The sequence below is a fragment of the Naumannella halotolerans genome, assembly GCF_004364645.1.
GTDB lineage: Bacteria > Actinomycetota > Actinomycetes > Propionibacteriales > Propionibacteriaceae > Naumannella > Naumannella halotolerans.
The window spans coordinates 61266-80422 of the sequence record NZ_SOAW01000004.1 but is presented as its reverse complement, the minus strand read 5'-3'; the positions used below and the strand labels follow the sequence as shown (position 1 = coordinate 80422).

Genomic DNA, 19157 nt, shown 5'->3' with positions numbered 1-19157 from the left:
GCAGCAATGGCCATCGTGCCGCCGCTGGTCCAGCACCGCTGACTGCTGACTGCCGGCCGCGGAGGGACCGCTGGCCCGGCTGTGGGTGAGGCCACTGCGTAGGTGGCCGCCGTTGTCGGGGGACGGCGGCACAATGGATCCATGTCGCGGCTCCTGGAACAGATCATCGTGCCCAGCGCCAGCCCGCTGCCCCTGGCCTGCTACTGGGCGCGTCTGCTCGGCGGCCGGGTGCTCGAGCCGGCAGCCGACCGTGCCGTGGTCGCTCCGCCGGATGGGGTGAAGCTGGTCTTCGAGTTGTCCGAGCGCGGACAACCCAGCTCCTTCGGGGTGAGGGTCCACGACCGGGACAACGGCATCGACCAGGTGCTGCGTACCGGGGGTCATGCGATCGCCGATCAGGTGGCCGATCCGGAGGGCAACCTGATCCGGTTGCTGGTCGACGACACCGTGGCGCCGGTGTTGTCGGGCTCGTCCAGCTTCCGGCGGTACGTGGCGATCGGCGACTCCAACACCGAGGGTCTGGTCGACTCCGACGGCGCCGGTGGCTGGCGAGGCTGGGCCGACCGGTTCGCCGCCCAACTCGCCTCGACCACCTCACCGGGCCTGGAGTACGCCAACCTGGCGATCAGCGGGCTCCGGGTGGCCGACATCCGGGAGCGGCAGTTCGACGCGGCGATCGCGATGCAACCGGATCTGCTGACCTTCACCGGGGGAATCAACGATGTGATCGGGCTGCGCCCCGATTTCGTCAGCATCACGGCCTACCTGAACGAGATGTTCTCCACCGCCACGGCGGCCGGCATCCGGGTGCTCACCTTCACCAACCCGGACCTCGGCCGGGCCAATCCGCTGGCCACGGTGGTACGCGAGCGGATGCACACGCTGAACCGGATCCTGCGGGAGGCGGCACTGCTGCACGGGGTGGAGCTGATCGACTTCGAACAGGTCCCGATGGCCTCCGATCCGCGGCTGTGGGGGGAGGACCGGCTGCACCTGAACACCCTCGGGCACACCCTGGTCGGGGCGGCGCTGTCTTGGCTGGTCGGCGTCCCCGGCGCCGACCGGGACTGGATGACCGACCTCGACGCCCGGATGATCGTCCACGCCAAACCGCGGATGGGTGACCACCTGCAATGGACCATGCGCCACTTCGGCCCATGGGTGGTCTCCGGGATTCGCGGACCGCAGTACCGCAGCGGACGGGAGGCGAAACGTCCGCAGCTGGTGCCGGTCGAGCTCGAACGCGAGGTGCAGGTGGACCAGGGCGCGGCAGACCGCTCCTGAAAGGGTTTGCGGTCAGCCCCGCAGGGCTCGCCGGGCCACCAGTTCCTTCTTGGCGAACTGCCCGGCCTGCCGGGTGCCGTAGCTGTCGACCGCAGCGCCGACCCCACCGCCGATCACCGGGATTCGCTTGGTCACGAGCAGCGCTGCCTGTTTGCCGGTGACCCGGGTGGTGAAGTGGGTGATCACCGCGCTGGCGACCAATCGGTCCAGTTTCGGGTCGAAGACCGGGGCCGTGGCCACCACCAGCGGTCGGCGCGGGGTCGACTCGTCGGCCCGGGCGAGGCCGTCCTCCCCGAGCAGGCACATCAGCAGCGCGGTGCGTACCTGCGACTGCGACAGGTCGTAGCCGCGCAGGTGGGCGATGCCGGCGATCATCCGCGTCTGCATCACCGCCAGTCCGGTCAGATTGCTCGGGATCGAGATCGGCAAGGTGATGATGCCGCCGAGGTTGGTCAGGAATCCCTGAGCGCCGGCCAGGGCGATGTGCTGGCCGATCAACGCCTCGATCGCCGCATCGACCTCACCGGTACGTGCCAGATGCTTGCCTGCGGTGGTCCGGGCACCGGGGACCTTGGCGTATCCGTCGATCGCGAGCTCCAGCACCCGACGCAGCACCCCACCGGCGGCATCGGTCGTCCGTTCGACGCTCCAACCCTGCGTCAGGGCACGTTCCTGCTCGGCCATCGTCATCCTTCCCAGCGGCGGACACCGGGCTCAAGGGTACGCCGCTCGTTCGACGAGAACAGGCCGCGATCCCTGACCGCCGCCCGGAGCCATCCCTGAGTCCGCGCAACGCCGGACACGTCACCTCGAAGAGAGGACACCGGCCACAAGGAACCGGCACCAGGGACACCGGCACATGGGACACCGGCACAATGGGGTCCATGGGTGTGATCCCCGATGCAAGCACCTGGCCGGACCAGGACCTGGTGTTCTGGTCGGTCGGGCTGGAGCCGGAGCTGTTGGTGGAGGGGTACGCCGCCGGCGCCTTCCCGATGCCGACCGGTGAGCTGGCCGAAACCGGGGACCCGTTGATCGGCTGGTACTCGCCGGTGGCGCGTGGCATCCTGCCGCTCGATGCCCTGCGGGTCACCCGCTCGCTGCGCAAGAGTGCGCGGCACTACCGCCTCAGCATCGACCACTGTTTCGACCAGGTGGTCGAACGCTGCGCCGACCCGAACCGCAGCGGCGGCTGGATCGACGACGAGATCAAACGTGTCTACGGCGAGTTGCACCGCCTCGGCCTGGCCCATTCGGTGGAGACCTGGGATGCGGCGGGACGTCTGGTGGGCGGGCTGTACGGGGTCGGCCTCGGCGGACTGTTCGCCGGTGAATCGATGTTCCACGATCCCGAGCACGGGCGTGACGCCTCGAAGGTGGCGCTGATCGCGCTGGTCGAACTGCTCGGCCGCGACGGTCACCGACGGCTGCTCGATGTGCAGTGGCAGACCCCGCATCTGTCCGGTCTGGGCGTGGTTGAGGTTTCCCGCGCCGACTACCTGAACCGGCTCGGCCGCGCGCTGCGGATGCCGTCACCGCAGTGGCAGCTGCCGCAGGTCTGAGATCGGCGCCGGCCGCGGGGTGCGATCGGGTGCAGCCGCGGGGTGCGGTCGGTGCTGACGTGGGGTGGTTGCCACGGGCTCACTGGTTCCCGCGAGGGTGAGTTCGCTTCCCGGCCCTGGGCTGTCGGTGCCCGGGGTTAGGCTTGACCTGCGGGCGATGACCCGCTCACTGACAGGGGGCTGCCGATGCCGGAACTTCCCGAGGTGGAGTCCTTGCGGAGCTTCCTCACCGAGAAGACCGTCGGCCACGCCATCGCCGGCGTCGAGGTCTCGGCGTTCAGCGCCCTGAAGACCTTCGATCCGCCGGTGGATGCCCTGGCCGGGCTGGAGATCTCCGATGTGCAGCGGCACGGCAAGTTCCTCGACCTCGACGCCCAAGGGGTCCACCTGGTGTTCCATCTGGCCCGGGCCGGATGGCTGCGCTGGTCCGACGACCTGCCGACCACCCCGCTCAAACCGGGACGTGGTCCGACGGCTGCCCGGGTGCGGCTGGACGACGGTTCCGGTTTCACCCTCACCGAGGCCGGTACGCAACGCAAGCTCGCGATCCACGTCGTCACCGACCCCGCCCAGGTCCCGCAGATCGCCTCCCTCGGACCGGACCCGCTTGCCGACGACTTCAGCCCGCAGGTGCTACGGCAGTTGTTGGCCGCGGCCGGCCGGGCGCAGCTGAAGGGGATCCTGCGCGACCAAAGACAACTGGCCGGGGTGGGCAATGCCTACTCCGACGAGATCCTGCACGCCGCCCGGTTGTCCCCGTTCAAACCCGCTTCCTCCCTCGACGAGGAGGAGTTCGACCGGTTGTACGAGGCGCTGCAGGGTGAACTGCGGCAGGCGGTCGAGCGTTCCCGCGGGTTGGCGGCCAAGGACCTCAAGGGCGAGAAGAAGTCCGGGCTGCGGGTGCACGGTCGTACCGGTCAGAAGTGCGCGGTCTGCGGGGACACCATCGCCGAGGTCAGCTTCGCCGATTCCTCCCTGCAGTACTGTCCGACCTGTCAGACCGGTGGCAAACCGCTGGCCGACCGCAGACTCAGCAGGCTACTGAAGTAGCCGGGACGAAGCAGCCCGGTGATGCAGGGACACGTGCCCGCTGGGCATCGAGGAACGAAGGAACAGGTGACGATGGGCGAGGAATTGCCGACGACCGACCCGAACGGTGCCGAGGCGCTGGTGGCCGAGGGTTATCAGCTGCTGGACGTACGTACCCAGGCCGAATGGGACGAGGCGCATGTCGAGGGCGCGACCCACATCCCGCTGGACCAGTTGACCGAACGGGTCGGCGAGGTGGGGCCGCAGGTGGTCGCGATGTGCCGGTCCGGTGGACGGTCGGCGCAGGCGACCGCCTTCCTGAACCATTCGGGCAAGGAAGCGGTCAACCTCGACGGGGGAATCCTCGAATGGGCCGCCCAGGGCAAGCCGGTGGTCAGCGGCTGAGACCGTCGTCGGTCGGACACCGCTCGGCTCGGTTGGCGGGCTAGTTCACTGGTGGCCCTGCTCGGCCGCGAGGGCGTCACCGTTCGGTCTCGCGGACCGTCGTCGGTCCGCTCAGATGTTGGTCTGGATCTCGGTGACCTGGCCGTCCTGGTTCAGGTGAACGTCGATGTTGCCGGTCGGGTCGGAGATCCGTACCCCAGCCGGACCCCACTCGGCATGCCAGTTCGGGACCCGTCCCAGCAGATGCTGCAGGGCCCTCGGCGGGTCGATGAGGCGGCCGGCCATCAGGGCATCGGGCAGCACGGTCATCACCTGGGCGAGTTCCGGCGCGGGCAGGGCCGGCCCGTCCTGCAGCAGCAGAACCACCCGGGTGTCACCGGCCGGTACGACGAACCACGGCACCTCGCCGATCACCTGACAGGCGAGGATCCCGACCTGCTCGGCCACCCAGTCGACCTCCTCGACACCCTCCGGTGCCGGGCCGAACGCGCTGAAGGGAACCTCGTCGCTGCCCAGAGCCGGCACCTGTTGCGCCCGGCCGAAGTCGCGCAGTCGCCCGGACAGGCCGGTCGCGGGCAGGTTGCCGAGTTCGGCCAGGGCCCACCCCCAGCGCACGGTCTGCGGTCCCGGGGCGACCGAGGCGATCAGGTGCGGTACGGCGCTGACCTGCTGGGCGCCGCCGCCGAGGGTGAGCGAGGAGTTGCCCAGATCGACGTCGAAGGAACGGTCGGACCCGAGCACGGCATCGAGCTGCTGGTTCAGGCGTAGCTGAGCGAGCATGCCCCACAGGGCGCCGTCGTTCACGATCAGCTCGAGGGTCAGCCCAGACATGGTGCAGGTCCCTTCCTTCCGGCGCCGGATTGCGCAGTCGCAGACAGGGTAGCGTTTGACGGCTCAACCATGTCCGGAGGTCGATGCGTGGCGCGGGCCTCAGCTCGGGGGCAGCGGCTCGCGTTCCACCGGGCAGGACATGCACCGCGGACCCCCTCGACCGGAGCCAAGTTCGGAACCGGCGATCGGGATCACCTCGATCCCGGCGGCCTCCAACCGGGCATTGGTCTCGGTGTTGCGTTCATAGGCGATCGCCACCCGAGGCTCCACGGCCAAGGTGTTGTTGCCGTCGTCCCACTGCTCGCGTTCGGCGGTGACGGGGTCCAGGCCGGTGTCGATCACCCGTAGCTGGTCGATCCCCATGGCCTCGGCGGCCACCTCCAGGAACGGGCGCAACTCGCCGACCGAGAGGTCGTCGCCATGGTCGGAATGCGGTCCGGCGGTGACCTTCACCGCGGACAGTCGATGGGCGATGTTGGGATACATGACGACCGCGTCGACATCGACCATGGTGCACACGGTGTCCAGGTGCATGGTCGCGCGCTGCTGATCGATGGGTACGGCCAGCACGGTGTGGGCGAGACCGGCCTCCAGGACCGTCCGGGCCAGCCTTTCCGCACCGGCCGGGGTGGTACGTTCCCCGACGCCGATCGCCAACACGCCGTCGGCGAGGGCGAGTACGTCACCGCCCTCCACATGCTCGCGGTCCCAACCGTAGATGGGGGTGTTGTCGGCGAAGCGAGGGTGATGGTCGTAGATCAGTTCGGTCAGCTGCGTTTCCCGCGAGCGGGCGGGCATGGCCAGCGAGGTGACTGCCGGGTCGTCACCGATCCAGACCGAGGAATCCCTGGTGAACAACAGGTTCGGCAGCGGGTCGATGATGAAGTCGTCCTCGGCCAGCAACGAGGTCACCAGGGTCCGGGTCGGGAACTCGTCATTGCGCAGCCCCGCGGTCAGCACAGTGGTCAGCTCGTCCGGATGCAGCTCGCCGAGGTGGTCGCGGAGCACCGCCCGCAGCTGGTCGCCCAGCCGCTTGTCGGTCAGGGTCAGATCGATCGCCCGCGAACGCGCAAGACCGTCGTTCAGGGTCTCCCCGAGCAACTGGGTCAGATAGAGGACCTCGACGCCCCGGTCCCGCAGCACCTGTGCGAACCCGTCGTGCTCCTCCTGGGCCCGGTCCACCCACGGCAGACCGTCGAACAACAAGGTGTCGTTGTTCCGCGGGGTCAGCCGGCGCAGTTCGTCACCGGGCCGGTGGAGCATCACGGTCCGCAGCTTGCCCGTCTCGGTTCGCACACCTTTTCCCATGGGCTGACCCTAGCGGGATCGGCGTGGATTCTGGGGCTGCGTACCGAATGGGTACGGCGAGCTGCGCGGCTCTGGGGCGCCCAGAGGTCCGGCCGGCCCCGGCCGCACCCCGTTGGTGCGCCACCCCGGTCTCACCGTCGGCCCGCCGACCACCATCACCGGTGACCATCGGCCCGCGGCCCGGTCGATGCGGCACGAGTCCGCTGCCTCGACTAGCCTTTCGGAGTCCTGTCGGCCGGTGAGAGGGGTGAGGACGTGGTCCATCCGCGGCCGCTGCTGCCTGCGCCCGTCTCGCGTGAACCGGCCCCCGCGCTGGCACGGCTGGACTGGTTCACCGCCCCCGACAGCCTGCCGGCGACCGAGTGGCACCGCAGCGGACGGGTGGCGATCCTGCTGGTGCTGCTGACTGCGCTGCTCTATCTGGCGATCGGCTTCCTCGGTCCCTCCATCGTCACCCTCGATCTCGGGCCGCGCAACGGCAGTCTGCTCCCGCCGTGGAACATCGACGGACCGTCGGCACTGCGCAACGAGTGGGTGGTCACCGCCGCCACCGGGCTGGCGATCATCCTCGGCGCCGGTGGCATGTGGATCGGTCTTCGGGCGTTGGCGGCGGGCTGGCTGCCGCGGCTGCGTCGCTGCTTCTTCCTCGGTGTCGCCATCTGTGCCCTGACCATCACCGTACCGCCGCTGACCTCGGCCGATGTGTTGATGTATTCGGCCTACGGCCGGATCGCCGTACTCGGGATGAGTCCCTATGCGATCACCCCGGGTGGACTCTTCCGTACCCAGTACGACCCGATCCTGCGTTGGACCGAGGGCCCCTGGCAGGACACCCCGAGCGTCTACGGGCCGATCCTCAACTGGATCCAGATCGGCGCCAACCGGCTCGGCGGGGACACCGTGCACGATGTCGTCTTCTGGCTGCAGCTGGTCTGCATGTCCTTCATGATCATCGCCTGCACCCTGACCATCGGCCTGGCTCGTGGTGACCGGCAATTGCAGGCCCGGGTGATCTGGCTTTCGATCCTGAACCCGGTGCTGGTCTGGGCGGTCGTGGTCAGTGCCCACAACGAGGCGATCGCGGTCGCCTTCGGTATTGCCTCCTTCTACTTCCTGCGCCGCCATCCCTTCATCGCCGGGTTGCTGATCGGAATCGGCTGCTCGGTGAAGGCCACTCTCGGCCTGTACGGGATCGCCATGGTCTGGGCCTACCGTCGGGATCTGCCGGCGATGGCCCGGGCGATCATCGGCGCCGGCATCCCGTCCTCGATCGCCTATTTCATCCTCGAACCCGAGGCGCTGAGTCAGGCCGCCCGGAACAGCGGCTACCTGTCCGAGGCGAGCTGGCTGTTCGGCATCCACGCGCTGATGGGTACGTTCATGGAGGCAGAGTCGGCCTCGGTGATGGTCTCGGTGCTCGGCTGGGTCGGGATGATCGTGATCGCCTGGGCGCTGTCCCGGGCGCTGCCGCACCGACGACTGCTCGGGCTGTCCGGCGACGCCGATCCCCGCCGGGACCCGCTCAGCATCGCCATCCGTACCGCGGTGGTGCTCACGGTCGCCTGGATGATCACCGCGCCCTACTCCCTGCCCTGGTACGACCTCGCGGCCTGGTTGCCGTTGGCGCTCTACGGCGCCACCCGGCTCGACCTGATCCTGCTGGTCCGCGGCCTCGCCCTGAACCTGGCGTTCAACCCCGGACGGACCGTCGGCCAGAGCGAGTTGATGGAGGAGGTCATCCGCCGGATCCGGCAGGCCGGCAGCACCACGGTGATGATGCTGATCGTGGTCTGGGTGCTGCTGTGGTGGTACTGGACCGGCCGCCGCAACGGGACGCTCACCGGCTCCCGGGTGGAGGACGCGACCCCGGCCCGGTTGCCGCTGGTGACCGCAGCACCGTCTACCGTGGGCCCAGCACCGCCTCGACAGGAGTCATGATCCGTGCCCGACCAGCGCCAGCCGCCACCGGAGGATGCTCCGCCGTCGGTCGGCGGCAGTGGCGGGCCGGCAGCGGGTACGGCCGTCGCCTCTGCGCCGCCTCCGACCGACCAACCGGCCCCGGTCGTGGTCTCCGAACCGGGCTGGTACCACGACCCACGCGGTCTGGTCGGTGCCTACCGCTGGTGGGACGGTCAGGCCTGGACCGACTGGCTGAGCAACTCCGAGGAGTCCGGGCCGCCCGGTGAGGCCGCCCACTCGGTACGGCCGAATCCGCTGCTCGGGCGACGTACCCGGACCGCGATCGGCATCACCGCGGCCCTGCTGGTCGGCATCGGCTGCGTGCTCGCCGCCCTCACCTGGCGGGGTGTGCAGGAGATCCGCGCGACCCCACCGGCGGCACTGGCTCCGGCCGAGCCGGGGGAGCCGCAGATCGAGGCGCCGCTGATCACCGTCGACTACTCGGCGGTCTCGGTCCGCGGTCTGTGGGGTGCCGAAGTGCCAGCGACCCCCTTCGTGGCCTACGACCGCACCGACCCCAGGCCGATCGCCTATGAGGGGGTCTTCGAGGCCGCCGCGATCGGCAACCTTCCCGCCGACGAGGCCCCGGACTGGACCGCCCAGTACTACATCGGCCTGGTCGATCCCGCGGTCCCGGGAGACACCTCCGAGGAACTGGCACTCGGCCTACGGGAGACGCTGGGCGCGAAGCTGGCAGACCTGTCCGCGGCCGACCCGAGCCTGTCCGAACCGGTGCTGTCCCCGGGCGTGCGCTCGGGTTCGGTAATGGCCGAGTTCGATGCCCGGGCCGAGCTGGAGCGGGCCGAGCGGCTCGAGGGCGATTACATCTTCAGCTACCGGGTGCAGGCCGAGGTGTGGCCCGACGGCACCCGTACCGCCTGGGTGTCGGTGATCGGCGTGCCCGCCGACGGGCCGCCGCCGGTGTCGCTGCCGGAGGTCGAAGCGGCCCTGGCGGAGTCACTGGCCACCACCGTCTGAGACGCCGGTTCGCTTTCGCAGCCGGGCTGGGGGAAGTCGTTAGGCTGCAGACGTGGCAACCACCGGCTATCTCGGTCCCGAGGGGACCTTCACCCATCAGGCACTGATCAACCTCGGCATCGACTCCGAGTACCGGCCGTTCGCCACCGTTCCCGAAACCCTGGAGGCCGCCCGCAGCGGTGTGGTCGATGCCGCGCTGGTGCCGATCGAGAACTCCGTCGAGGGAGGGGTCTCGGCCACCTTGGACACCCTCGCCCGGGGCAACGGTCTGCGGATCACCGCCGAGGTGATGCTGCCGGTGCGCTTCGGCGTCTACGTCCGTCCGGGAACCGCCGCCGCGCAGGTACGCCGGTTGCTGACCCATCCCCACGCCTACGCCCAGACCCGCGAGTGGTTGATCGCGAACCTGCCCCATGCCGAGGTCACCGAGGGCGGGTCGACCGCCGCCGCGGCAGTCACCGTGGCCGATCCCGGCTCCGGATTCGATGCCGCCATCTGTGCGCCGATCGCCGCCGAACGGCTCGGGTTGAGCGCCCTCGCCGAGGGCGTCGCGGACAATCCCGATGCGGTCACCCGATTCGTCCTGGTCGGCCGGCCGGCCGCCGTACCGCCACCGACCGGGGCGGACAAGACCACCCTGGTCGCCTACATGTACACCGACCGGCCGGGCGGTCTGCTGGAGATCCTGGAACAGTTCGCCTCCCGCGGGGTGAACCTGTCCCGGCTGGAGTCGCGGCCGACCAAGAAGTCTCTCGGTGAGTACTGCTTCTCGATCGATGCCGACGGGCACCTGCAGGATCCGCGGGTGGCCGAGGCGCTGCTCGGACTGCACCGCGTCTGCCAGCGAGTGGTCTTCCTCGGTTCCTACCCGCGCGCCGACGGCCGGCGCACCGAGATCGCGCGCGGTGCGAGCGATGATGATCATGCCGCCGCACACGAATGGCTGCGTTCGCTGCAGGGATGAGCCCCCGCGAATCCGTGCCTGCCCGGCACGATCGCTCACCGCGGCCGCCACCGGCGCGATCCCGGACACATCCTCGACCGACCGACCCATCGACGCTGCCCCCTTGCAGGCTTATGCTTCCAGCAGGTCGCCCAGCTCTGGGCACCACGGACTCGGGGGGTTCGCATGGGCCTGATGGACAAATTGCGTGGCGAGCTGGTCGACATCATCGAATGGCTCGATGACTCGCGGACCACCTTGGCCTGGCGCTTCCCGCGCTACCAGAACGAGATCAAGAACGGCGCCCAGCTGATCGTCCGTGAGGGGCAGCAGGCGATCATGGTGCATGAAGGGCAGATGGCCGACACCTTCGGTCCCGGTCGGTACGAACTGACCACCGCCAACCTGCCGATCATGTCGACCCTGCAGAACTGGAAACACGGCTTCAACTCGCCGTTTCGCAGTGAGGTCTACTTCATCAACACCCGCCCGGTGACCGACCTGCGATGGGGGACGGCGAACCCGGTGACGGTCCGGGACCCCGACTTCACGATGGTGCAGGTACGGGCGAACGGGCTGTGTGTCGTTCGGGTCGCCGAGCCGCCGATCTTCCTCCGGGAGGTGATCGGGACCGATTCGGAGGTGGGCTCGGAGGAGATCGCCGAACTGCTCCGGCGGGTGATCACGCTGGCCTTCTCCGACATGGTGATGGAGACCAAACTCGGGGTGATCGATCTGCAGGGGCGACAGGTCGAGTTGAGTGACAAACTCCGCGACTTCGTCGCCGAGCGGGTCGACGACGAGTTCGGGTTGGCGATCGACTCGGTGACCATGAACATCTCGCTGCCGGAGGAGATCACCCTGGCGATGACCCGCGGGGTCGCTCGTGGTGTGGAGGAGGCGGGCTGGGTCGACAACCTGGGCGATATGAATCGGTACCAACAGGCGAAGGCCGCAGATGCGATGACCACCGCCGCCGGACAACCCGGTGGCCTGGCCGGGGGGATGATCGCTGCCGGGATGGGGCTCGGCATGGGCCAGCAGATGGGCAATGCCTATGCCGGAGCCGCGGCACCGCCGCCGCTTCCCGCCCAGCCGGCGTTCCACATCGCCGTCAACGGACAGACCACCGGACCGTTCCAGGTCGCTCAGTTGCAGGTCGCGGTGCAGCAGGGCCAGCTGACTCGGGACACGCTGGTCTGGGCCGACGGGATGCCCGGTTGGACCGCCGCCGGTCAGGTACCCGCTCTGTCCGCTCTGTTCGCACCGGCGGCTCCACCACCACCGCCACCCCCCGCGGCGCCGGCCCCACCGGCACCGGCATGAGCGCCCAGTTCCCGGGGGGACCGGGGAATCTCCCCGGGGGACCGGAGGAGGGACAAGCCCGTCCGGTCGGCGGAGCGACCCCGGGGGGAGCGCCCCCGCCACCACCACCACTGCCCTACCCCTCGCCTGGGCCGATGCCGTCGCCCGAGCCGATGCCGTCGCCGCCGGCGATGGCCGATCCGGCAGCGCTGCACGCCACCGAGGACACCCGTACCTATCCCTGTCGCTCCTGCGGCGGCATGTTGGTGTGGGAACCGCGGCGGGCCGGCCTGCAGTGCTCCAGTTGTGGTCTGCCGGCAGACCTCGGTGAGGTCGAATCGACCGACGTGACCAAACATCCGCTGCAGTCGGCCATGGCGGCACTGCTCCGACCGGACGGGCAGGCGGCGCTGGACAAGGAGGTGACCTGCCAGGCATGCGGGGGCACCACCGCGTTCACCGGCAGTCTGAGTGCGACCCGATGTCCCTACTGCGCCACCCCGATCCAGCGCGATGATCTGCAGCAGGCCCCCACCCGGTTGCCGATCGACGGGGTGCTGCCGTTCGCGCTGGACGAGCGCCATGCCCGGGATGCGATCGAACAGTGGATCGCCAGTCGCCGGTTCGCGCCCAAGGAGTTCAAGCAGTATCGGACGCTGGGGGCCTTCAGCAGCGTCTACCTGTCCTACTTCGACTACGACGCCGACGCCGGCGCCGACTACCGGGGGCAGCGTGGAGAGGACTACCAGGTGACGGTCAAGGACGGTGATCGCGAACGCCAGGAGACCCATACCCGCTGGTATCCGGTCCACGGCCAGGTACGGGTCGAGTTCCGCGACCTGGACGCGCTGGCCAACACCGGCCTGGACGACCGCAAGATCGACGCGCTCGCCCCCTGGCCCCGGGAGAAGATCACCAGGTACGCACCGCACTACGTGGCCGGGCACCTCAGTCGTACCTACGATCTCGATGCCCAGCAGGTCTTCGACGCACAGATACGCACCAAGATCGACAACGGTGTCGATCAGCGGATCCGGTCCGACATCGGCGGTGATCGGCAGCGGATCGATTCCAAACAGCAGCGGATCGATCGTCTGCTGTTCGCCCAGTTGCTGCTGCCGGTCTGGCTGCTGACGGTGACCTACGGCGGGCAACCGTTCCAGGTCTACATGAACGGGGTCACCGGCAAGGTGGTCGGTGAGCGTCCTTGGAGCAAGATCAAGATCGTGCTGCTGGTGTTGGGCATCCTCGCCGCGGTGGCGCTGGTGATCCTCGGGTTACGACTGTTCGGGGGCTGAGCGGCGCAGATTGCCCAGCGGGTTGTGGCGCTCGTAGCTCTGGTCGGGTACGCGCAGCGTCAGGGCCTGGGCGTCGACGCTGGCGACCAGGCGCCGGGCGTGGCCGATGGTGTCGCCGTCGAGCTGGTAGGCGACCGGCTCCTCGGCGGTGATCGAGATCCGTTTGCCGCGGCGACGGACCAGGTGCTCATCGGTGCCGCGCACGGCCAGCACCGTGGTCAGGATCCGTGCCCAGTCGCGCAGGGTACGCGGTGAGGCGAGGATGACGTCGAGCACACCGTCGTCGGGACGCGCATCGGGGAACAACTCGATGCCCGCCTGCAGGAAGCCGACATTGCCGATCACCGCCACACTCAGGCGGCGTGAGACCGGGGGATGATCATCGATCTGCACGCTGGCGGCGAAGGGTTCGAAGCCGGCAGCCTGGGCGCCGGCGACGAAGTAGGCGGCAGAACCGACCGCCTTCTTCAGGTCGGCATTGGTCTGCTCGAAGACGGCGGCATCGAAGCCCATACCACCCATCACCGCGAAGTGCTGGGTCTCGGGCTGGTCGTCGACCCGCAGCTTCACCAGGTCGATCTTGCGGGTCTGGCCGTCGAAGGCGACATCGATGGCGGCACGCTCGTCGCGGGGGATGCCGAGGTTGCGGGCGAGCAGGTTGCCCGTACCGGCCGGGACGATCCCCAGCGGGATACCGCTGCCGGCCATACCGTCGCAGACCGAGCGGACGGTACCGTCCCCGCCGGCGACGAGCACCAGGCCGACAGACTTGGAGATTGCCACCTCGGCCAGGCCGCGGCCGGGTTCGTCGACGGTGGTCGGCAACCAGAGGGTACGGACGAACTGGTGCCGGGACAGCTCGTAGTCCACATGCCGGCGGAAGGCGGCTTCGTCGACGATCTTGCTCGGGTTGTAGATGATCGCGCAACGCGCTTCCGGGGCACCGTCGACGGCGGTGACAGGGGTCTGCCGGGACATGGCCATCGCGATCAGGCCTTCCCGCGGCAACACCCGTACCCGGGCCACCATCAGCGACACCGCAGCCACGGCGACGCCCAGCAGCACCCCGCCGATCAGGTCGGCCAGCCAGTTGCTCCGCAACCACCAGCTGCAAAGACCGAGCAGCAGCACCGCCAGGAGGCCGATCACCTGCCAGGTCCAGACCACGATCCGGTCCTGCCGGCTGACCACCACGGTGGCCCCCACCATCAGGGCGACCATGGCGACCGAGGACAGGTGTTCGGCGGGATAGCTCGGACCGAAGACGGTCAGCAGGGGCAGCCGCTGCGGCGGCCGGGGGTCGGCGATCAGAAGCTTCATCAGCCAGTTGATCGCCGTGCCCGGGATCGCGGCGAGGATCAGCGAGACGGTCAGGTTGTGCAGCCGTCGCCGACTGGCCCACCAGGCCAGGCAGAGCAGCACCAGCAGCAGGATCGGCGGGCTGAAGACGATGCTGATCGCGGCCGCGATCTGCACGCTGCGGGCCTCGAAGACCGGTACCGGCGCCAAGGTGGCGCGGTCCATGCCGTCGAGGACGCCGGTGGCCACCAGCACCGTCCAGATCGTGAAGAGCACGATCGCCAAGGCGGAGAAGGTGATGGCCGGGGTCGACGGCCGACCCCGACTGGGGGTGGCGGGGCTGGAGGATTCGGACATGACTACTCGATTCTGACACGGAGGCCACCCGGCTAGGCTGTGCGACGTGATTGATCCACGGTTGCTGCGTACTGACCCCGAACTCATCCGCCGCTCGGAGGTGCGCCGCGGGGGTTCCGGCGAGGTCGTCGATGCCTTGTTGGCTGCCGACGCCGAACGCCGATCGTCCATCGCCGCCTTCGAGGAGTTGCGGGCCGAGCAGAAGTCCCTGGGCAAACAGGTTGCCAAGGCCAGTGGCGAGGAGAAGCAGGAACTGCTGTCGCGGACGAAGCAGTTGGCCGCCGAGGTGAAGCAGAAGCAGGCCGACAGCGACGCCGCCGGTGAACGCTTCAACACCTTGATCAAGCAGATCGGCAACATCGTCGACGATGTCGTCCCCGACGGCGGGGAGGACGACTACGTCGTACTGGAGACCATCGGCCAACCCCGCGACTTCGCCGCCGAGGGTTTCACGCCGCGTGATCATCTGGAGATCGGCGAGCTGCTCGGGGCGATCGACGTCGAGCGCGGCGCGAAGGTGTCGGGGTCGCGTTTCTACTTCCTGACCGGGGTCGGTGCCCAGTTGGAGCTGGCACTGATCAGCTACGCCATGGCGAAGGCCACCGAATGGGGTTTCACCCCGATCCTGCCGCCGGCGCTGGTGAAGCCGACGGCGATGGAGGGTACGGGATTCCTCGGCCAGGCCGCCGAGGACGTCTATCACCTGGAACGTGACGACCTCTACCTGGTCGGTACCGCCGAGGTGCCGCTGGCCGCGTACCACTCCGATGAGATCCTCGACCCGGCCTCGCTGCCGCTGCGCTACGCCGGTTACAGCCCGAGTTTCCGCCGGGAGGCCGGTTCCTACGGCAAGGACACCCGGGGCATCTTCCGGGTGCACTGGTTCGACAAGGTCGAGATGTTCGTCTACTGCGATCCCGAGGACGCCGCGGCCGAGCACCAGCGGTTGCTGGAGTACGAGAAGGAGTTCATCTCCTCGCTGGAGCTGCCGTTCCAGGTGCTCGACCTGGCCGCCGGTGATCTTGGTCTGAGCGCTGCGCGGAAGTTCGACTGCTACTCGTGGTTGCCCACCCAGGGAAGGTATCGGGAGATCACCTCAACCTCGAACTGCACCGAGTTCCAGGCCCGTAGACTGAGCATCCGTTCGCGTTTCGACGACGGTGTCGCTCCGGTGGCGACCCTGAACGGCACCCTGGTCGCGGTGACCCGGGTGATCGTGATGCTGTTCGAGAATCACCAGCAGGCAGACGGGTCGGTACGCGTGCCCGAGGCGCTGCGCCCGTACCTGGGTGGTCGCGAAGTTCTCGAACCGATCAAGAGATGAGCACACCGGACAACTGGGCGCCGAAACTGGTCGCCCTGGACATCGACGGCACCCTGGTCGACCACAACGGCGCCCTGCCGGGGCCGGTGTTCGAGGCTGTGCGGAAGGTGATCGACGCCGGCGTGCCGGTGGTACTGGCGACGGGGCGCAGCTGGAACGGCACCGACATCGTCTTCGAGCAGCTGCAACTGCCCGAGGGGTACGCGGTCTCCTCCAACGGTGCGGTGGTGGTGCACTACCCGCCGATCGAGATCGTCTCCCAGCGGACCTTCGACCCGGCTGCGGTGATCGATCTTGTCAGCGCCGCCGCGCCGAACGCGCTGATCGCTGCGGAAGTGATCGGCCGCGGGTACCGGGTCAGTGGCGACTTCCCCGAGGGTGACCTGTCGGGGGAGATGATCCCGGCCAGTGTGGCCGAACTGCGCGGCGAGCCGGTCACCCGGGTGATCATCCGCGACCCCGAGGCCAGTGACTCCGACTTCATCGACCTCGCCGAGCGGCTCGGGTTGCACGGGGTGTCGTACTTCATCGGCTACTCCGCCTGGCTGGACATCGCCCCCGAAGGGGTGGACAAGGCCAGCGGACTGCAACAGGTCTGTGACCGGCTCGGGGTGCAGGCCGCCGATGTGCTGGCCCTCGGCGATGGCCGCAATGACATCGAGATGCTCACCTGGGCCGGTCGCGGGGTCGCCCTCGGCGATGCCCCGCCGGAGGTGAAGTCGGTCGCCGATGCCGTCACCGGCCGCTTCGTCGACGGCGGTACGGTCGACGAACTCTCCCGCTGGTTCTGATCCCGTCGCCAGCCGTCACTGCGGCCGGGGTCTTCCTACGGCGGCGCCGTCACTGCGGTCGGGTCGTCGACTCTGGTGGCCTCGAGAAAACTCATCGGGAGCTCTGGTGACCTCGCGGGTTGATCAGGTCGCCATATCTCCCGACGACTTGGTTGACGTGGCGGGGTCGTCGATTCCGGGGGGCTCCGTGAAACTTATCGGGGGCTCTGGTGACCTCGTGAAACTCATCGGGAGCTCTGGTGACCTCGCGGGTCGATCAGGCCGCCATAACTTCCGACAATTTGGCTGAGCGGCGCCCCGGCCTCAGGCGGCGCCGCTGCTGCGATCGGGCATCATTCCGGCGGCCTGCAGTACTTCGGCCTGGGTGGGTACGCGCCTGGTGGCCGGCTCCGAACTCTCGCCCCGGCGGTGTTTGCGCAGGTGCCGTTTGACCGTCGACAGCGAGCACTCCAGGCGCTGCGCCAGCATCTCCAGCGATTCGTGCGGGTTGGCCTGTCGCAGCCGGACGACCTCGTTGTGGTCGACCCGCTTGCCGGAGCGGAAGGAACCGGCCAGGGAATCGAAGTCCTCGGGTTCGACGGTGACCCCGAGGCGACGCCGGATCTGCTTGCGCTCGGTCTCGGTGGTGCCGGCGACGAAACCGCTGACATCGTGCTTGACCACGGCGTCGTAGAGGCAGGCGGCGGCCAGCGGGCAGCCGGAGCACAGGGCGCGGGCCCGGTTGGTGAGGTCGGCGGCCTGGCGGCGGACGACCTTGCCGGCGCTGGGAGCCGGCGGCTCCTCCATCAGCGGATGCTGGAAGACCTCGGTGTTGGTGACACAGCCGGGCTTGCGTCCGGTGGATTCGATACGAGGCGTGTTCACGGCTTTCCCTCTCAGGCGTTCGGCTGACTCGTGGTTGGTTCCTGCTTGCCGACATGCGACGCCAGGTCCGGAGCCGTGGTTCCCGATCGATGAGGGTTTTCTGTGACCTTTCCCCGATGTTTCCCGCTGGTGGCCCGCGCCGTGGACACCGTGGAGCGAACGCACATTTCTGCACAATCTCGCCCATCGGCTGCACAACCGGCCGGGATTCTGCATGCTGTACCCACCAGGTACCGAAAGGAGCCCAGCGACGGCCCCAGCCGATTCTCCCCAGAGTTCGCCCACCGACGGACTGCCCCAACCGGTCGACCCTTTCCTCCTCGGTGAGCTCAGCAAGATCACCTCTGCCCGGGCCGGATTGATGAGTTCTGTCGCCTCCGATGCCGCCGGTGCGCCGGCGCCGGTGCTGGCGGCGATCGATTCGGCAGTGGACGAACTCGCAGCCAGCTTGATCGAGACCTCACATGATCTTGCCGCGCACCCGGAGGTCGCCTTCGAGGAACACCGGTCGGCGGCCCAGCTGGCCGAGCTGGTCGAGAGCCACGGCATCGCGGTGACCCGGGGCGCCTACGGACTCCCCACGGCGCTGCGGGCAGAGGTGGCAGGATCAGGACCGGGGCCGAGCATCGCCGTGCTGGCGGAGTACGACGCCCTGCCCGGGATCGGTCACGGCTGTGGGCACAACATCATCGCCACTGCCGGCGTCGGCGCCTTCCTGGCGCTGGCCAAGGTCCGTGATCAACTTCCCGGCAAGATCATCTGGATGGGTACGCCGGCCGAGGAGGGTGGCTCGGGCAAGGAACTGATGGCCCGCGAGGGTGCCTTCGACGATGTCGACGCCTCGATCATGGTCCACCCGTTCACCTACGACTGCGCCGAACCGGTCTTCCTCGGCCGGCGCCAGTTGAAGGTGATCTTCCACGGCATCACCTCTCATGCCTCCGCCCAGCCCTTCATGGGCCGCAATGCCCTCGATGCGGTCAACCTGATGTACATGGGGGTCGCGGCCAACCGTCAGCAGATGCCTTTCACCGACCGGGTCCACGCGGTGATCACCGAAGGTGGCGAACGGCCGAATGTGATCCCGGACCGTGCCTCGATCCTGTACTACGTCCGCAGCCAGTACCCCGAAACCCTGAAGATCCTCAGCAGCCGAATGGAGGAGATCGCCCAAGGAGCTGGCCTGATGGCCGGATGCGGGGTGGAGCTGGTCTGGGACGAGGCGCCGCCGTACCTGCCGATGCGAGGCAACACCGCACTGGCCCAGTCCTGGAACCGCCGCTACGGCGATCGCGGTCACGAGGTACTGCCCGCTGGTGTGCTGCCGAGCAGTTCTCCGGATCCACCGACTTCGGCAATGTCAGCTTCCGGGTCCCCGGCCCTGCATCCGATGGTCAAGATCACCGGACCCGAGTTCTCCCTGCACACCCGCGACTTCGCCGCCGAGGCCATCACCGAGACTGCCGACCGGGTGATCATCGACTCCGCCGGAGCGATGGCTGCGGTCGCCGCGGACTACCTGTGCGATCCAGACCTGCAGGCGGAAGTACGTGCCGAGTTCGACGATGCCGGTGGTGCCGTCGACGTACCCCACTACTTCGACTGACTCCGATCACGACC

General features: G+C 68.6%; 17 protein-coding genes. 12 read left to right on the top strand and 5 right to left on the bottom strand.

The features are described 5' to 3' along the window. Positions 1 to 141 precede the first annotated feature (141 nt). Entirely contained in the window at positions 142 to 1284 is a 1143-nt protein-coding gene (locus tag CLV29_RS15975; RefSeq protein WP_133756110.1) for an SGNH/GDSL hydrolase family protein, read from the top strand. Between the two features lie 12 nt (positions 1285 to 1296). On the opposite strand, the gene CLV29_RS15970 is transcribed toward CLV29_RS15975, so the two are convergent. Beyond that, positions 1297 to 1968, bottom strand: coding sequence for an EcsC family protein (locus CLV29_RS15970; protein WP_133756109.1), 672 nt, complete (start codon positions 1966 to 1968; stop codon positions 1297 to 1299). A 191-nt stretch (positions 1969 to 2159) separates the two neighbouring features. On the opposite strand from CLV29_RS15970, the gene aat reads away from it, so the two are divergent. The 3 genes from aat to CLV29_RS15955 all read left to right on the top strand — a co-directional run bounded on the left by aat (position 2160) and on the right by CLV29_RS15955 (position 4280). Continuing rightward, positions 2160 to 2846 (top strand): leucyl/phenylalanyl-tRNA--protein transferase, encoded by a 687-nt coding sequence (aat, locus tag CLV29_RS15965; RefSeq protein ID WP_133756108.1) that lies wholly within the window; start codon positions 2160 to 2162, stop codon positions 2844 to 2846. A gap of 186 nt (positions 2847 to 3032) precedes the next feature. After that, positions 3033 to 3896 (top strand): Fpg/Nei family DNA glycosylase, encoded by an 864-nt coding sequence (locus tag CLV29_RS15960; protein WP_133756107.1) that lies wholly within the window; start codon positions 3033 to 3035, stop codon positions 3894 to 3896. 72 nt (positions 3897 to 3968) lie between these two features. Then, positions 3969 to 4280 carry a rhodanese-like domain-containing protein gene (locus CLV29_RS15955; RefSeq protein ID WP_133756106.1) on the top strand — a complete coding sequence of 104 codons (312 nt, stop codon included), beginning with the start codon at positions 3969 to 3971 and terminating at the stop codon, positions 4278 to 4280. 111 nt (positions 4281 to 4391) lie between these two features. Here CLV29_RS15955 and CLV29_RS15950 read toward each other — a convergent pair whose 3' ends face one another. Together CLV29_RS15950 and CLV29_RS15945 are read right to left on the bottom strand one after the other, a co-directional pair. After that, positions 4392 to 5111, bottom strand: a complete 720-nt coding sequence (locus CLV29_RS15950) for a DUF6882 domain-containing protein (RefSeq protein ID WP_133756105.1) — start codon at positions 5109 to 5111, stop codon at positions 4392 to 4394. Between the two features lie 99 nt (positions 5112 to 5210). Continuing rightward, positions 5211 to 6419, bottom strand: a complete 1209-nt coding sequence (locus tag CLV29_RS15945) for an arginine deiminase (protein ID WP_133756104.1) — start codon at positions 6417 to 6419, stop codon at positions 5211 to 5213. Between the two features lie 255 nt (positions 6420 to 6674). Here CLV29_RS15945 and mptB point away from each other — a divergent pair, with 255 nt between their 5' ends. The 5 genes from mptB (at position 6675) to CLV29_RS15920 (ending at position 12902) form a co-directional block, all read left to right on the top strand. Then, positions 6675 to 8357, top strand: coding sequence for a polyprenol phosphomannose-dependent alpha 1,6 mannosyltransferase MptB (gene mptB / locus CLV29_RS15940; RefSeq protein WP_133756103.1), 1683 nt, complete (start codon positions 6675 to 6677; stop codon positions 8355 to 8357). Positions 8358 to 8360: 3 nt separating this feature from the next. Further along, the gene (locus CLV29_RS15935; protein WP_133756102.1) at positions 8361 to 9356 is read left to right on the top strand and encodes a DUF2510 domain-containing protein; all 996 of its coding nucleotides are present in this window, start codon (positions 8361 to 8363) and stop codon (positions 9354 to 9356) included. A gap of 52 nt (positions 9357 to 9408) precedes the next feature. Then, positions 9409 to 10320 carry a prephenate dehydratase gene (gene pheA / locus CLV29_RS15930; RefSeq protein ID WP_133756101.1) on the top strand — a complete coding sequence of 304 codons (912 nt, stop codon included), beginning with the start codon at positions 9409 to 9411 and terminating at the stop codon, positions 10318 to 10320. 174 nt (positions 10321 to 10494) lie between these two features. After that, the gene (locus CLV29_RS15925) at positions 10495 to 11625 is read left to right on the top strand and encodes an SPFH domain-containing protein (protein ID WP_243831990.1); all 1131 of its coding nucleotides are present in this window, start codon (positions 10495 to 10497) and stop codon (positions 11623 to 11625) included. Between the two features lie 134 nt (positions 11626 to 11759). Beyond that, complete coding sequence (locus tag CLV29_RS15920; RefSeq protein ID WP_208293012.1) at positions 11760 to 12902, top strand: TFIIB-type zinc ribbon-containing protein; 1143 nt, start codon at positions 11760 to 11762, stop codon at positions 12900 to 12902. Here CLV29_RS15920 and CLV29_RS15915 read toward each other — a convergent pair. Further along, a complete protein-coding gene (locus tag CLV29_RS15915; protein ID WP_166649329.1) occupies positions 12882 to 14558 on the bottom strand; it encodes a bifunctional phosphatase PAP2/diacylglycerol kinase family protein in 1677 nt (558 codons plus the stop codon). The genes CLV29_RS15920 and CLV29_RS15915 overlap by 21 nt on opposite strands. A 46-nt stretch (positions 14559 to 14604) precedes the next feature. On the opposite strand from CLV29_RS15915, the gene serS reads away from it, so the two are divergent. Together serS and CLV29_RS15905 are read left to right on the top strand one after the other, a co-directional pair. Next, the gene (gene serS, locus CLV29_RS15910) at positions 14605 to 15882 is read left to right on the top strand and encodes a serine--tRNA ligase (protein ID WP_133756098.1); all 1278 of its coding nucleotides are present in this window, start codon (positions 14605 to 14607) and stop codon (positions 15880 to 15882) included. Then, a complete protein-coding gene (locus CLV29_RS15905) occupies positions 15879 to 16673 on the top strand; it encodes an HAD family hydrolase (protein WP_133756097.1) in 795 nt (264 codons plus the stop codon). The genes serS and CLV29_RS15905 overlap by 4 nt, the downstream gene beginning before the upstream one ends. Positions 16674 to 16976: 303 nt before the next feature. On the opposite strand, the gene CLV29_RS15900 is transcribed toward CLV29_RS15905, so the two are convergent. Beyond that, the gene (locus CLV29_RS15900) at positions 16977 to 17537 is read right to left on the bottom strand and encodes a WhiB family transcriptional regulator (RefSeq protein WP_166649328.1); all 561 of its coding nucleotides are present in this window, start codon (positions 17535 to 17537) and stop codon (positions 16977 to 16979) included. A gap of 361 nt (positions 17538 to 17898) precedes the next feature. Between CLV29_RS15900 and CLV29_RS15895 the strand changes: the two genes are divergently transcribed. Next, positions 17899 to 19143: a M20 family metallopeptidase gene (locus CLV29_RS15895; RefSeq protein ID WP_166649327.1), complete on the top strand. Its 1245-nt coding sequence runs from the start codon at positions 17899 to 17901 to the stop codon at positions 19141 to 19143. Positions 19144 to 19157: the final 14 nt, after the last annotated feature.